Source organism: Corynebacterium sp. ACRQK, assembly GCF_022345965.1.
In the GTDB taxonomy this organism is placed as follows: domain Bacteria; phylum Actinomycetota; class Actinomycetes; order Mycobacteriales; family Mycobacteriaceae; genus Corynebacterium.
The window spans coordinates 154,488-169,372 of sequence record NZ_JAKRMU010000003.1; the positions used below are offsets into that span (position 1 = coordinate 154,488).

Below are 14,885 nucleotides of genomic sequence, written 5' to 3' on the forward strand. Positions count from 1 at the left end.
CACGAGGCGCACAGACAAAGGCTCCCCAATGAGCGCCTGTGGGCCTAGCGTTGTGGATGTGATCACCTGTGTCGTCCACTACACCATCGACCCCGACCAGATCGCAGCCTTTGAACAGTTCGCCCGCGCTTGGATGCGGCATGTCGACGAACACGGCGGCACCCACCACGGGTACTACCTACCCGCGGAAGGTGTGAGTGACCGTGCGGAATCCCTGTTCAGCTTCCCCAGCCTGGCTGCCTACGAGCAGTACCGCACCTTGTTCGGCACCCACTCGGACTTCATCGCCGCTGACCGGATTCGAGACGAGTCCGAGTGCGTCCTGCGGTACGAGCGCACCTTCATGCGGCCGCTCCTACCCCAGGGACACTGAAAGGGACTCCGGCAGCACGCTCGGCACAACCCACAACGCCGCAGGTCAGCGCGTACAGATGGGTGTACCCCAGAGCGCGAATCAGCATGGACCTATAAAGCGACTATCCTATACCGGTCTGGCCACCGGCGGTGATCGCCCGATAGAGGTAGCATCACCTGCCGCCGACTCGGATATAGGTCTCATCGACCCGCCAGGAACTGGCCTGGCAGTCAGGTACCTGCCGGTACCACCGTGTTTGCTTGTCCAGCTCAGGGGCGTATTTCTGGACCCAGCGGTAGATCGTGGTGTGATCGACCGGCACGCCCCGCTGAAGTCATCATTTCCTCCAGATCGCGGTAGCTCACCCCGTAGCGGCAGTACCACCGCACTGCCCATAGAATGATGTCACGGGGGAAATGACGACCGGAGAAGATACCCATGGCTGTGACTATTTCACGTCACTCTTCCTACTGCCCCAACTGTGCAACAGCACCAATAAACTGGCGCCCCGGTTATAAGTTGGGGCGCCAAGTCGATGTGCTCGAGTCGGGGGATGTTAGTGGCCGGTGCCAAGCCGGCCAGACAGGCGGTTCAGCCGGTCCTGACTGGGACCGTCGAGCCCGATAATGGACACGGTTTTGCCTCTGTCCTGGAACTTCTGCGTAATCGCGTCAAAGGTCGCGACCGTGGAGGCATCCCAGATCTCCGCCTCAGTGAGATCAATAGTGATATGACGGGCAGAATCGGTGTAATCAAAGCGATAAACCAGGTCATTGCTTGATGCCCAAAACAACTGGCCATGCACCCGGTAGGTACGAGTATCAATCTCTCCATCGCCGTCGCCGTCGATCTCGGAGACCTTTTCAATGGAAGCGATATGTGCCATCCGACGGGCGAACATGATCATCGCGGTGACCACACCCAACACCACACCAATGGCCAGGTTGCTGGTGGCTAGGGTGGCAATAATCGTCACGGCCATAACAATGGTCTCAGAGACCGGCATGAGTTTAAGGGTGCGTGGATGCACCGAGTGCCAGTCGATGGTGCCGACCGAGACCATGATCATGATTGCCACCAGCGCAGCCATCGGGATCATGCCAACGATGTCGCCCAGTGCCAGGACCAGGACCAGCAGGAACACACCGGCTAACAGGGTGGATAGGCGGGTACGTGCCCCGGATTCGCGGACGTTGATCATGGTTTGACCGATCATCGCGCAGCCACCCATGCCGCCGAAGAAACCGGAGGCAATATTAGCCACCCCCTGTCCCCAGGATTCACGAGTTTTATCGGAATGAGTGTCGGTGATGTCATCGACGAGCTTGGCGGTCATCACCGATTCCATGAGACCGACCACGGCCATGGCCAGGGCATAAGGCGCGATGATCTGCAGGGTCTCCAACGTCCACGGCACGTTCGGAATAAACAGGGACGGTAAGGTCTCCGGCATCTTGCCCATGTCCGAGACCGTCGGGACAGTCAAACCGGCGGCAATGACCAAACCGGTGAGCACGATAATCGTGACCAGCGGGGCGGGGATCACACTGGTGAGCTTGGGGAAGAAAATCATGATCACCACACCCAAGCCGACGAGTGGGTAGACTATCCAAGGCACATCAATGAGGTGTTCGAGTTGGGCGGTGAAAATCATAATGCCCAGTGCATTGACGAAACCCAGCATCACCGATCGGGGGATAAAACGCTGAAGTTTCGCCACACCGAGGGCGCCGAGCACGATTTGTAGGACACCGCCCAACAGGACGGTGGCGATGAAATAATCCATCCCGTAACCACGCGCCACAGGAGCAATGACTAGGGCAATAGCCCCGGTGGCGCCGGTGGTCATTGCCGGGCGGCCACCGGTAAAGGCGATCGCAATGGCCATGACTACCGAGGAAAACAGACCCATGGCTGGGTCAACACCGGCAAGGATGGAAAAGGCAATGGCCTCAGGGATCAGCGCCAGGGATACCGCCAGTCCGGCCAGAATCTCTATACGGATACGGGCGGGGGAAGAAAATGCGTAACGGAAGGATGCGATGATCCCGGTAGGGGCATCAGCGCCGTCTGGACTCAGGAGGGGGCGGGGGGCCGCCGTGCTAGTTTCAGTCATAGATGTCCAATCTTTGAGGGGATAGGTAACTGGGCGAACGCCCGAAAGGAATCCAACCCTCTAGTAACTTTAGGTTTGGTGATGGTGGTCATGGTAGCGGGAGTTTTACTCAACCGCCAACCCAGGCACAGGAACCCGTGAGCAACATCACCGTGAAGGAGAACAGGCAATGCAAAACAGTAATTTCAAGATCGGCGAGGTCGTTGACCAGACGGGGTTGTCGATTCCCACCTTGCGTTATTATGACAACGTCGGCCTGATTACCCCATCGGGGCGTAGCCCTGGTGGGTTCAGGCTTTATAGTGAGGCTGATGTACGTCGTGTTTTGCTGGTGCGACGGATGAAACCGCTGGGGTTTACTCTGGATCAGATGCGGGAATTCCTGGAAGCTGCGGAGATTCTTCATAGTTCAGATGGCGGGCAGGACAGTGATACCGCACAGCAGGCACGGAGTAATGCCAAGGCCACCCTTGCCGACATTCGTGAGGAGACGCGCACCCGCTACGAAAAGCTACGCAAGCAAATTTCCTACGCTGAGGAATTCCTCGATCTGGTCAACACCCTGGCACCCTAAACTGCCCCCATCCTTCGCAGGGAGAAAAAGACCATCGTATTGAATGCGCTCTGTCGAATCGCGTTCCAGATGAAGTGGACGAACGCCCGCGGCCTCTCCGGAGTGGATGGCGATAGTACAGAGGACTTCTGAAATCCGTGCAGACGACTCCTCAAAACGACACAGTCATCCAAGGTCACAAAATCGAAAATTGTCACTTAACCCCATCACTTCCAAACCGGCTTAAGTGACAAAATGCCATCGCTAAAGTCCCGATTTGAGTCCCAGGACGTGCGCCTTAAGAGAAATAACTAAAGCCCCTACCAGTGTTTCTCCTGGTAGGGGCTTGGAAGTTGGTAGCGGGGGCAGGATTCGAACCTACGACCTCTGGGTTATGAGCCCAGCGAGCTACCGAGCTGCTCCACCCCGCGACGAGTGCTGTACGCCATCGCGTCAGCGACTCCCCTACTGTAACGCAGAGCTTGGATAAAGTGAAATCGCCTGGTCACAGACGATTCCACCGGGGCTTAGCGCTCAGACTGCAAGTCCTGGACCGCCTTGTCCAGCTCGTCCAGTGCCTTACCGAACTCTTCGAAGGTGCCGGACTCGCGGGTCTTGTTCACCTTGTCCATCGCATCGCGCACACGCTGCTCCGGAGCCGTATCGGTGCCCTTGTTGTCAGGCTTGCCGGCAGCGCCCTTCGCATCCGAACTCTGCTCGTCATTGGACTTCTTGTCCTTGTCTGCATCCTTGCCCTTATCACCCTTGTTACCGCTGCCTCCGTCCTTAGTCGGATCAACGACTGAACCGTCGATCTCCTGGATGTCAGTAGTGGAGGATGTCTTGATCCCTACCTGGTCCAGGGCCTCAGCAATGGTCGGGGCATAGCCCACCTGGCCGTTGTAGCTCACCAGCACGCGCAGTAGCTTCGGGAAGGCCGAATCCTGGCCACTGCGCTGCGAGTACACCGGCTCGACGTACAGGATTTGCCCGTCGCCCACCGGCAAAGTCAGCAGGTTACCGTTCGTCAGGTCGTTCGTGCCCTTCAGCAGGGTACGCTCGCGGGCGATCTCGTCGGAGGACATCATCGTGTCCTGCGCCTGGTTCGGACCCAGCGTCTGCGTGCCCGTCGGCAACACTCGCACGTTGATTTGTCCGTAGTTATCCGGGTCGGAGCCCACGGACATGTGCGCCGCCAGGAACTCACGGCGCAGGCCACGGAACGGGGTAATCAGCTGGAACGACGGCTTGTTGGTCTCCGGGTCAGCCGCCACCACGTAGTACGGCGGCTGCGCATTATCCTGGCGGTCCTGCGGAGCCGTCGGATCCGTCGGCACGGACCAGAAAGAGTCGTTCTGGAAGAACACGCCCGGGTCGGAGACGTGGTATTTGGCGATGAGCTCGCGCTGCACCTTGAACATATCCTCCGGGTATCGCAGGTGGTCCTCCAGCTCCTTGCTGATCTCGGAGCGCGGCTTAACCACGTCCGGGAACGCACCCCGCCAGGCCTTCAGCACCGGGTCCGATTCATCGAAGGCGTACAGATCCACGCTACCGTCGTAGGCATCGACCACGGCCTTCACGGAATTGCGAATGTAGCCAACCTCATTGTCGACGACCTGGGTTTCACTAACGCCGTCGGGATTAAGGGCGTCCGCAGTAGAATCAGTAAGCCCAATCCGCTCGGAGTAGGGCAGGTTATTCAACGTCGTGTAACCGTCAACGACCCACTTCACCCGGCCGTCAATGACGACCGGGTAGGTCTTGGAGTCCGTGGTCAGCCACGGAGCTACCTTGTGCACACGCTCGCGGGGGTCGCGCTCGTAAAGGATCTTCGAGCCCTCACCAATGCGGTCCGTCAGCAGCATGTTCATCGACTCGAAGTGGGCCGAGAACATCAGGCGGTTGAAGTAGTTAGAAACATCCACACCACCGGTACCGGTGTAGGTGTAATTGGATGCGTCGGTATCGTACTCCAGCGGCTCGCCCTCGGTATTGCCAACGATCGCGTAGTCAGAGTTGTTCTGATTCGACGAAGCAATAACCGGGCCGAAGTAAATACGCGGCTGTTCGATATCCAGTTCCAGCTCGCCACCCTGCTTACCGGACTGCATCGACTGCAGATCTGCGACCGTGTACACCGGGTAGCCACCGCGGGCAGACCCGACGTCGCGGGCGACCTCATCCACCTTGCGGGCTGGGGCTGCTACAAAGCCGTTGCCGTGGGTGTAGACCGTGTGGCGGTTGATCCAGTCGTTCTGGTTGCCGTCCAGGGTGTTCGGGTTCAGCTCGCGGGCGGCAACTACAAAGTCGCGCATCTTGCCGTCCACCTCGTAGCGATCGATCGCCAGCTCGTCCGGGAACCCGTAGAAGTTACGCAGCTGCTGTTGCTGGGTGAACGTCGGGCTCAGCACCTCCGGGTCCAGCAGGCGCACGTTAGAGAGGGTGGCGGAGTCATCGGCAACGGCCTTCTTCTGCTCCTTCGAGGCGGCATCCCCAGCAGCACCCCAGTCACGGTCGTAGGTGATCTTGTCGTCACCAATGCCGTAGGCGTACCGGGTGGCCTCGATGTTGCGGGCGATGTACTCGCGCTCCTTCTCCGCACGGTTCGGGTTGACGGAGAACTGCTCCAGCATCGCGGGCCACGCCAGCCCCACGGTCAGCGACGAACCGACCATCAGCGCCACCGCTAGTGCCGGGATACGCAGGTCGCGCAGAACAATCGTGATGAAGAACATGGCTGCCACGAAGATCGAGATCACCAGCAGCACAATCTGTGCGGGCAGCACAGCATTGATGTCCGTGTAAGAGGCACCCGTGAAAGTCTCGTGCGAACGGGTAAGCAACCCGTAACGGTCGAACCAGTAGCCGACTGCCTTAAGCAGCATCCATGCGCCAGCAATGACCGCCAGCTGACGGCGAGCATTCGTAGAGATAGAGGCCTTCTCCCCCACCCGCGGGTTACCTGTTGTGATGGACCCCAGCAGGTAGTGGCCAATCCCGTTGATCACAAAGGCCAGGATCAGCAGCACACTGAAGGTGGAGACCAGCATCTGCAGGAAAGGCAGATTAAAGGCGTAAAAACCCAAGTCCTTGTCGAACTGCGGATCGTGCACGCCAAAGTTCGACCCGTTCAGGAACAACAAAACCGAACGCCAGTTGGATTGCACGATCATGCCGGTGATCACCCCCACGAACAGCGGAATGCCCACCAGGAATGGGCGCATGTTGCGGCGGATCAGCGGTCGGTACTCAGCCAGGGGCGAGGAGGATCCCAAGGATTCGATCTTGTCCGGCCGCGCCCGGTAGGCCAGATACGCCGCCAGCCAGGAGATCAGTGCACCGATCAGTCCAAAGACTGCGAAGAGCACCAGTCGAGCCACAATCACATTCATGAACACACCCTGGTAATCCACGCTGCGGAACCAGGCGAAGTCGGTGTATGTGCTCACCACCACCGGCACGATAAAGATGATGATGGCGATGGCTGCCACCAGGATTCCCAGGAATTTCGAGCGCTTACTCGACCCTGGGCTGGACGGGAACTGTGGCTTCGGGCGGTCCGAAGACGGTGGCGTGGGCGTGTTCAAGGCTTAATTACTCTCCTGCTAATCGCGCCTGTGGGGATCGCTGATCGCGATGTTTCTACAAGGATACGTACAATTCTTAAAGCTTCATAACAAACCCCCAACCCATCCCCCAACAATAGAAAGGCATCACGAATGACCTCTCCCGACCACTCCCCGAACGTCGATCTGCAGGACGAGCGCGTGCTCAACGCAGCTCTGCGCGAGGCCGTGGACTTCGTGCAGGCCGAGGGCTGGGATCAACCGGCCACCTTATTTGCCCTGGTTCCGGCCTCGCTAGTCGCCGATGCCGCGCCCCAGGCCTTCGACGACGATGCCCCGGCCAACCCTTTGGCTCTGGTGGTGCAGGAGGACATCCCGGAGCACATCCGCCCCGGCAGCGAGGAGCTCGGCCAATTCCTGGCCACCATCCGCTGGCCCGCCCCCGTCGTCGGGGCGATCCTCGCCCAGGAGATCACTTTCTCCAACGCCGCGCCCGGTGCGGACCCTGCCCCGCACCAGGCTCGTTTGTTCAGCGGAGTTCTTTGTGACGCCGACTTTTCCGGCCCCGAGCGTTCCCTTATCCAGCTACGCCCCAGCGAGGAGGAGCTTGCGGAAGACCCCTTCGGCCAGGACAAGGTGCAGCTGCTCGGCGGGGACGACATCGCCCCCGGCGTAATTCACACCCTGCGCGCCACCTTCGAGGCTGATGAATAGGCCCTACCTGTAAACGCTACTTGGCTACTTGCAGGTATCGGCCTGCTTGCCGTCGTTGTAATCCTGAAGGTCCTTGATTGCATCGTCGAGCGTATCGACCTTCAGCAGGGTGATCCCCTCCGGCGGCTTGTGGACCGCCTCAGCGCAGTTCTGCGCCGGCACTAGGAACACCTCTGCGCCGGCTTCCTTAGCGGCGGCGATCTTGTGAGTGATGCCACCAATCGGGCCGACCTTGCCTGCGGCGTCAATAGTTCCGGTGCCGGCGACGAACTTCCCATCTGTCAGGTCCTCAGGCGTCAGCTTGTCAACGACCGCCATAGAGAACATCAGACCGGCGGACGGGCCGCCGATATCTGTCAGGTTGTACTCCACCTTGATGTTCCCGCCCGGCTGAGCAACGGCCGTCACACCGAGGAAAGCAGTGTCCTTCGGATGGTCGCCACGCACCTCCTCCGGTAGTTCGGCGAGCTTGACCTTGATGTCCTTGTCCTTCTCCTGGCGCTTGACGGTGACGGTGACCTCATCGCCCGGCTTGTAGCCCTTGATTTTGTCGGACAGTTCGCTGGGCAGCGTGATCTTCTCCCCATCGACCTTGGTGATGATGTCGTTGACCTCGATCTTGCCCTGTGCGGGGGAATCCTCGGAGATCTCCAGCGCCATGGTCTCCAGAGGCTTGTCCAGGTGGTTCATCGCCGAAATGGTGGCGTTGGACTCCGAATTGGCGAAAGCGGCGGCATTCTGGCGCTGTACTTCCTCCGAAGACTTGCCCGAGGGGAATACATGCTCAATCGGCACCAGGGTGTCGTCCGTGGAGATCCAGCGCTTCAGAGCCTGCGCCAACGTCATATTCGTGCGGACGGACACGGTGGTCATGTTGAGGTTGCCGCTGGTTGGGTGAGTCTTCGCGCCACTGATGTCCACGACCTCTCGGCCATCGACCTCGCCCAAGGTATTGAACGTCGGCCCGTTACCCTCGGCTGCATAGGGGACGGTCAAGTCAATGTTGGTGCCGGGGATCGACGGCAGGCCAAGGAGGGAAAAGATCGCCACGACGGGCACTGCGCCCACGACGATGGTGCGATTTCGCCTGTTCCAGAATTTCACCCGCCCAACTTTACATGCTTCACCGGCAAGGTTTGCCCACCCCAACACAGGTCGGCCCCTGTTCGCTCTCAGCACACGCAAATAGGCGCCTTCGCGGCCTTTCGAGGTCGTTTTCATCCTGCAACAGTCGGTACGGTGGGGTACATGAGTAAATTCGGTTTTGGCTTCCACGGCCCGCACGATTCCGATGACGATCGCGACAAAGACCACGATAAAGACGACGACAACAACCGCGACGAAAACGGGAACCAGAACAACCCGTTCAGCTTCTTCTTCGGCGGCCCCATGGGAAGCGACGCCGGCGGTATGAACGGCGGCGCGGGCAACATGGGGGCAGGCAACCTGGGCGACATCCTGAACCAGTTTGGTTCCATGCTCTCCGGATTCGGTACAGACATGAACAGTGCCGAAGGCCAGGGGCCGGTCAATTACGGACTGGCCAAGCGCACCGCCCGCCAGCGGATCGCCGCCACCAACAAGGACACCCGCCCCAGCCAAAACGATTCGCAGGCGGTAGCCGATTCCGTTCGCCTAGCCGAGCTGTGGCTGGACGAAGCCACCAACCTGCCCGCTGGCGCCTCCGGCTCCGTGGCCTTCGGCCCGGCGCAGTGGCTGGACGAAACCTTCGAAACGTGGAAGCGCGTGGTCACTCCCCTGGCAGACAAGCTCGGCGACGCTGCCCTGGGTGGCGTGCCGGAGGAAATGCGCAGCCAGCTCGGCCCACTGGCGGGAATGATGAAGCAAATCAACGCCATGAACTTCGGCGCCCAGTTGGGCAACACCCTGGGTGCGATGGCCACCGACGTGGTGCTTTCCACCCAGTGGGGCGTGCCGCTGGCCGAGGGCGATACCGCCGCAATCGCAACCGAACACCTGGACTCCATGGCCAAGAAGCTGGGCTGCGAGCCCCGCGAGGCGCTGATCTACCTGGCCGCCCGCGAGGCCGCGCATCTGCGCCTGTTCAAGCACGTCCCGTGGCTGGTGGAGCGCCTCATCCTGGACGTCGAGGAGTTCGCCGCCGGCCTGTCGCTGGACTACTCCGCCATTGAGGAAGCCACCCGGGAGATCACCCCGGAATCCATGAACGATCCAGCGAAGATGCAGGAGATGATGGAGCGGATGCAGGGCCAGGATCTCTCCCCCCAGGTTGTCTCCACCAACGCCCACGCCCGCGAGCGCCTGGAAACCAGCCTGTCGCTCATCGAAGGCTGGGTGGATTATGTCGTAGGTTCCGCCCTGAACTCCCGCATCCCTGGCGCGGCCATGATTGGTGCCGCTTGGTCCGAGTTCCGCAACAACGGTTCCCCCGCTATGGATGCGCTGACCAAGGCCGTCGGAATTAGCTTCACTGCCCCGAAGGCAAACGAGGCAGCCGAGCTGTGGCGCAAGCTGGATGATGCGGTGGGCGTCACTAAGCGCGACGGCGTGTGGGACCACCCCGACTTCCTTCCCGTGGCCTCCGACCTGGACAACCCGGCGGCCTTCATCAGCAGCGTGGCTTTCGACGAGGACGAGATGGAGGACTTCAACCCCATCAGCGAGATCGAGAAGCTGGAGCGGGAGCTCAACGAGAAGCGCAGCGATGACAACGGCACTGGCGAGAACGATGCCGACGAGAACGGCGAGAGCAACAAAGAGTAGCTAGCCGCGCATCCCCCAGCGCTTAAAGGCCTCCAGGTAGCCCTGCGCCCTCTCCAGGTGCGGGGTGCGCGCCTCCCATTTGCGAAACTCCGGGCCGTGATTCGGCACAATCGTGTGGATCAGCTCGTGGATAATCACCGCATCCAGCACGTATCCGGGCACTTCCTGTAGCTGGTGGGCGATCCGGATGCGCATGGATTGCACCGAGCAGCTGCCCCAGCGCGTGTTCATGTTCGTGACGAACTTAATCTCCCCGATTGTCGCCCGGCCGCCGAGGTACTTGTCGTTGAGCTGCACCGCCCGCTCGGCTAGCTCCTGGTTGCCCATTGTTTGACGCCGACTCTTCAGCGCCTTGCCCACCAGCTCTACGCTGATTCTGCGCAGCTCGGCCTCTCCGATGGCCGCGGGAGACATGACCAAGAACCCATCGCCTTCTTCCCGCACCGCAACCGTCTTCTTGCGCCGGGTGGACAGGCGGATGGTGACGGGCGGCACCGTCACCTCGGGGCCTAGCTGAGCCGAAAGCTCTCCCTGCACCTCGCGGGCCAGCTGCTGCGGGTCGACAGCGCGGGAGCGGAAGGAGGGAGCCATCTGAAACAACCTTTCCACCAGCGAAGACAATGCTGCGCTGCTAGGGTGAGAGGCGACTGCACAACGCGCATGGGGAGCGCAGGCTGCCGCACTGGGACTTAAGGGGACAGGGGTTTTAGGGGAATGCAATCATGCTAGAGCTTAACTTGCCGTCGAGCACAGCCATCCTGGCCAGGCCGACTATCGGCCTGCAGTTCGGGGTTTTGCCGCATGAATCGATGATTCTGCCGCTGCCGAAAAGCGTGAACCCTGGCCAGGTGGCACACGTGTTTGCCTTGGCTCGCGGAGGAATCTCCTTTGACGAACTACACCAGAAGCTGGGCTACTGCGGGCTAAAAGCAGAGGATGCGCGGTTGATGCTCTCCGAGATGATGCAGGCCAGGATCCTGCGGCCTTCCCAAAGAAACGTGGACTTCCACGTCCTGGCCTCCGGCGTGGCCAGCGAACGGCTGGAACCCGTACTGGAGGCACTGGGCTTAAGCTTCCGTATCACCTCCACGCCCAGCGAGGCTCGGCGTTCGCTGATAGCCCTGCCCGGCGCGGTGTTCCCCACCCCGGACGTGCAGCATGCGCTGATGGTCAACCGCGTGGCCCACTACCCCGCCGGCATCGTGGACGGGAAAACCGTGCTGGGGCCGCTGGTTGTCCCGGGTGTTACTCCGTGTCTGGCCTGTATGGATAGCTACTACGGGAAGATTGACGATGGCTGGCGCGGAGTTCGACTGCAGGCCACCGGCAGGCCCGGCAGCACGGAACGGCACCTTATTCAAGCCGCCTCCACGCAGCTGGCGATGATGCTGAACGAACATGTGCTGCCCTGGTGGCGGGCACACACAGAGTTCGTCCGAACCCGCCGGATGGCGCGGCTCCAGCAGGAGCCCCCGCCGGAGGAGCCGGAGATCCCGGAGGTCCTGAAGCACCGGCGGCTGGTGGACTTCGCCACCGGAGCCACACAGACCTATCAGATGCCCTTCAACGACAACTGCCTTTCCTGCCGGGCGGTGAGGGTTTAGCTAGGCACGCAGCCCGGTTAGGCATAGTTAGGCATAGTTACTGACGATCGCCAGCACGTCCTCGCCGAACTCCTGGACCTTCACTGGGCCGATGCCCGGCACGGCCAACAACTGGTCAGACGTGGTGGGCAGCTTCTCGGCGATGGCACGTAACGTGGCGTCAGTAAAAATGACATACGCCGGCACCGCCTTGTCCTTCGCCTGGGTGATGCGCCAATCGCGCAGATCAGTGAGCAAAAGGTGGTCGGTTTCGGGAGCGTGCTGGCCGCAGCGGCCGAGGATCTTCAGCTCCGGGCTGCCCAGGCGAGCTCCGCAGACAACGCAGGCGTTCTTTGGCGCGCCAAGCCTCTCACGGGAACCTCCGTTTCCGGAGCGACGCTGCGCGGCGGCTGCTTCCTCCTGCGGGACCAGCCCGTCGAGGAAGCGGGTGCGGTGGCGGTTCGCCTTCGACCCCTCTTGGCGTGCGAGCGACCAGCTGAGGTGCAGGTGCTCGCGGGCGCGGGTGATGCCCACGTAGAACAGGCGGCGCTCCTCCTCTATGGCTTCCTCCGAGCCTGCGCCCTTGAGCGCATGGCGGATCGGCAGGGTGCCTTCGTTCAGGCCGACGAGGAAGACCGCGTCCCACTCCAAGCCCTTGGCGGCGTGGATGCTGGCGAGGGTGACCCCCTGGAACTTCGGCGGGTTCTTCGCGCTCATGCGCTCCTTCAGCAGCGCCACTACGCCCGGCATGCTTAAAGGCTCGGCGGCGCTGGAGGTGATCTCCTTAACCAAGTCGAACAGAGCCTGCAGGGACTGCCAGCGGGCGCGTTCCTGCGAGCCGGAAGGTTCGGTGGTGGTCAGGCCGACGGGGACGAGGGCGGCGCGGACAGCATCGGGTACATCTTCCGGAGCTGGGTCGTACTTCTTTGCCGCGGCGATGATGGCATTCATGCCCTCGCGGATCTCGGTGCGTTTGAAGAAGCCCTCGCCACCCTTGACCTGGTAGCCGATTCCGGCCTGCTCCAGCTCGTATTCGTAGTTCGCCGACTGGGAGTTGATGCGGTACAGGATCGCGATGTTCGCAGGCTCCACACCCTTGTTGATGAGCGACTGGATTTCCTTAACCACCGCTACGGCTTCGGCGGGTTCGTCCGGGTATTCGTGAAACTGCGGGAGGGGACCTGCTGGGCGCTGGCCCTCCAACTTCAGGCGAGTGCCCGCCACGCGCCCCTTCGCCTTGCCGATGACGTTGTTGGCCAGGTCCACGACCTGCGGGGTGGAGCGATAGTCGCGGTACAGGCGCACGGTGGTGGATTCCGGGTACTTGGTGGTGAAATCCAGCAGGTACTCCGGGGTGGCGCCGTTGAAGCTATAAATCGTCTGGTTGGCGTCGCCCACCACGGTCAGGTCGTCCCGGTCACCCACCCAGGCGTCCAGCACGCGCTGCTGCAGGGGCGTGACGTCCTGGTACTCGTCGACGACGAAGGTGCGGTAACGGGAGCGAAACTCGTCTGCAATGCCCGTGTTGGATTCGATGGCCGCCGCCATGTGCAGCAGCAGGTCGTCGAAGTCCAACAGCATGCCCTCAGGCGTGGCCTTCATGCTCTCGTAGCCCTGGAAGACCTTGACGAATGTCTTGGGATCCACCGGGCAGTCGCGGCGCCGGGGCTCGACGTAATCCGGGTAGTCTTCCGCGCTGATCAGGGAGGATTTCGCCCATTCGATCTCCCCGATCAGGTCGGCGAGCATCGCCGTGCTGGTTTCCACTCCCACGGCTCGAGCGGCGCGGGAGACAATGCGGAACTTGTTATCCAGCAACGTCCACGGCAGATCGCCGGCGTAGGCGGGCCAGAAGTACTTCAGCTGCCGCATCGCCGCAGCGTGGAAGGTCTTGGCCTGCACCTTGGGGATGTTCATGAGCGCCAGGCGCTCGCGCAGTTCCGCGGCGGCGCGGGCGGTGAAGGTGACGGCCAGAACGTGGTCGGGGTTTACGAACCCGCCGTCCACTAGGTGGGCAATGCGGTGGGTAATGGTGCGGGTCTTACCGGTGCCGGCGCCGGCGATGATGCTGACCGGTCCGCGCGGGGCCGAGGCAGCTCTTGCCTGTTCCGGGTCCAGTCCGTCCAGCAGGGAGCTCACTCAAAGCACCCCTACTTCGTGCCGAGGATGTCGTCGGCTCCCGGATTGGAGCGCACATACAGCACGCGGTCGCCCGGTTCGATCGTCTCCGCCTCGGCGGAGTCGATGCGGTACAGCTCGCCGGAGCGCACCACTCCCAGCACCACGTCCTCCAGCACGCGCGGGTTGCCGCCAACTTCCTCTTCGCTGACCAGCCGCTCGGCGATGGAGACGCCTTCGTCTGGGGACAGCAGATCCTCCATCATTTCCGTCACCGACGGGGTGACGGTAGCCAGTCCCATCAGGCGGCCCGCCGTTTCGGAGGAAATCACCACGGAGTCCGCGCCGGATTGGCGGAGCAAGTGCGAGTTATCGGATTCGCGCACACTGGCAACGATGGTTGCGGCCGGGGCGATCTCGCGTACCGACAGGGTGATCAGCACGGCGGTATCGTCTTGGTTGGGAGCCACCACGACGGCGCGGGCACGGTTAACACCGGCGAGTTTTAGCACGTCGGACCTGGTGGCGGAGCCCTGCACAGTTACCAGCCCTTGTGCGGAGGCCTGGTCCAGTACCTCCCGATCCGTATCCACTACCACGATCTGCGAAGGCGATACACCGTCGGCCAAGAGCGCGGCGATGGCGGAACGCCCCTTGGTGCCATAGCCGATGACGATGGTGTGGTTGCGCATTTTCTTCCTCCAGCGGCGGATGTTGAGGGTCTTGCGGGACTCTTCGGTAAGGACGGACAGTGTAGTACCGACCAGCAGGATCAGGAAGACCAGGCGGGCCGGGGTGATGATGAGAGTATTGACAAGTCGCGCATTCTGCGTCTGCGGCGAGACATCACCGTAGCCCGTGGTCGACAGGGATACCGACGAGTAATACAGGGCATCTACAAACGTTTCCATCCCCTCATACCCGTCCCGGTCGAAATAGGCCAAGCAGGCGACGAACAGCACCAGCAGGAAAGCGTAGAACATTCGCCGGACAATGAGCCACCAGGGGCTTTGCACCACTGAGGTCGGAATCTGGACGATGTTAAGCAGCGCGTGCGGCGGTAGCTCATCGACTTCATCATCGGCGCGGAAGCGTTCGCGCAGCCGGTTCTTCATCTACGTCCTCTCGTCAC

General features: G+C 61.4%; 11 protein-coding genes, 1 tRNA gene and 1 pseudogene. 5 read left to right on the plus strand and 8 right to left on the minus strand.

The window, feature by feature from the left end:
• Positions 1 to 58 precede the first annotated feature (58 nt).
• Positions 59 to 373, plus strand: a complete 315-nt coding sequence (locus MHX63_RS04915) for an NIPSNAP family protein (RefSeq protein ID WP_174232238.1) — start codon at positions 59 to 61, stop codon at positions 371 to 373.
• Between the two features lie 157 nt (positions 374 to 530).
• Here MHX63_RS04915 and MHX63_RS04920 read toward each other — a convergent pair.
• Together MHX63_RS04920 and MHX63_RS04925 are read right to left on the minus strand one after the other, a co-directional pair.
• A pseudogene (locus MHX63_RS04920) lies at positions 531 to 795 on the minus strand (IS6 family transposase); the annotation flags it as partial.
• Positions 796 to 911: 116 nt separating this feature from the next.
• Entirely contained in the window at positions 912 to 2,471 is a 1,560-nt protein-coding gene (locus tag MHX63_RS04925) for a SulP family inorganic anion transporter (protein WP_239387482.1), read from the minus strand.
• Positions 2,472 to 2,640: 169 nt separating this feature from the next.
• On the opposite strand from MHX63_RS04925, the gene MHX63_RS04930 reads away from it, so the two are divergent.
• Entirely contained in the window at positions 2,641 to 3,045 is a 405-nt protein-coding gene (locus MHX63_RS04930) for a MerR family transcriptional regulator (RefSeq protein WP_239387483.1), read from the plus strand.
• A 333-nt stretch (positions 3,046 to 3,378) separates the two neighbouring features.
• On the opposite strand, the gene MHX63_RS04935 is transcribed toward MHX63_RS04930, so the two are convergent.
• Together MHX63_RS04935 and MHX63_RS04940 are read right to left on the minus strand one after the other, a co-directional pair.
• Positions 3,379 to 3,455, minus strand: a tRNA-Met gene (locus tag MHX63_RS04935).
• Between the two features lie 96 nt (positions 3,456 to 3,551).
• The gene (locus MHX63_RS04940) at positions 3,552 to 6,614 is read right to left on the minus strand and encodes a UPF0182 family protein (RefSeq protein WP_239387484.1); all 3,063 of its coding nucleotides are present in this window, start codon (positions 6,612 to 6,614) and stop codon (positions 3,552 to 3,554) included.
• A gap of 132 nt (positions 6,615 to 6,746) precedes the next feature.
• Between MHX63_RS04940 and MHX63_RS04945 the strand changes: the two genes are divergently transcribed.
• On the plus strand, positions 6,747 to 7,307 hold the full coding sequence (locus MHX63_RS04945) for a PPA1309 family protein (protein ID WP_239387485.1): 561 nt from the start codon (positions 6,747 to 6,749) through the stop codon (positions 7,305 to 7,307).
• Between the two features lie 24 nt (positions 7,308 to 7,331).
• Here MHX63_RS04945 and MHX63_RS04950 read toward each other — a convergent pair whose 3' ends face one another.
• Positions 7,332 to 8,411 carry a PDZ domain-containing protein gene (locus MHX63_RS04950; protein WP_239387486.1) on the minus strand — a complete coding sequence of 360 codons (1,080 nt, stop codon included), beginning with the start codon at positions 8,409 to 8,411 and terminating at the stop codon, positions 7,332 to 7,334.
• A 144-nt stretch (positions 8,412 to 8,555) separates the two neighbouring features.
• On the opposite strand from MHX63_RS04950, the gene MHX63_RS04955 reads away from it, so the two are divergent.
• Positions 8,556 to 10,052: a zinc-dependent metalloprotease gene (locus MHX63_RS04955; RefSeq protein WP_239387487.1), complete on the plus strand. Its 1,497-nt coding sequence runs from the start codon at positions 8,556 to 8,558 to the stop codon at positions 10,050 to 10,052.
• Here MHX63_RS04955 and MHX63_RS04960 read toward each other — a convergent pair whose 3' ends face one another.
• Complete coding sequence (locus tag MHX63_RS04960) at positions 10,053 to 10,643, minus strand: M48 family metallopeptidase (RefSeq protein ID WP_239387488.1); 591 nt, start codon at positions 10,641 to 10,643, stop codon at positions 10,053 to 10,055.
• A 131-nt stretch (positions 10,644 to 10,774) separates the two neighbouring features.
• Between MHX63_RS04960 and MHX63_RS04965 the strand changes: the two genes are divergently transcribed.
• Complete coding sequence (locus MHX63_RS04965; protein ID WP_239387489.1) at positions 10,775 to 11,656, plus strand: hypothetical protein; 882 nt, start codon at positions 10,775 to 10,777, stop codon at positions 11,654 to 11,656.
• A 27-nt stretch (positions 11,657 to 11,683) separates the two neighbouring features.
• Here the strand turns inward: MHX63_RS04965 and MHX63_RS04970 are convergent, their stop codons facing one another.
• Entirely contained in the window at positions 11,684 to 13,774 is a 2,091-nt protein-coding gene (locus tag MHX63_RS04970; protein ID WP_239387490.1) for an ATP-dependent DNA helicase UvrD2, read from the minus strand.
• A gap of 11 nt (positions 13,775 to 13,785) precedes the next feature.
• Positions 13,786 to 14,868: a TrkA family potassium uptake protein gene (locus tag MHX63_RS04975; protein WP_239387491.1), complete on the minus strand. Its 1,083-nt coding sequence runs from the start codon at positions 14,866 to 14,868 to the stop codon at positions 13,786 to 13,788.
• Positions 14,869 to 14,885 lie beyond the last annotated feature (17 nt).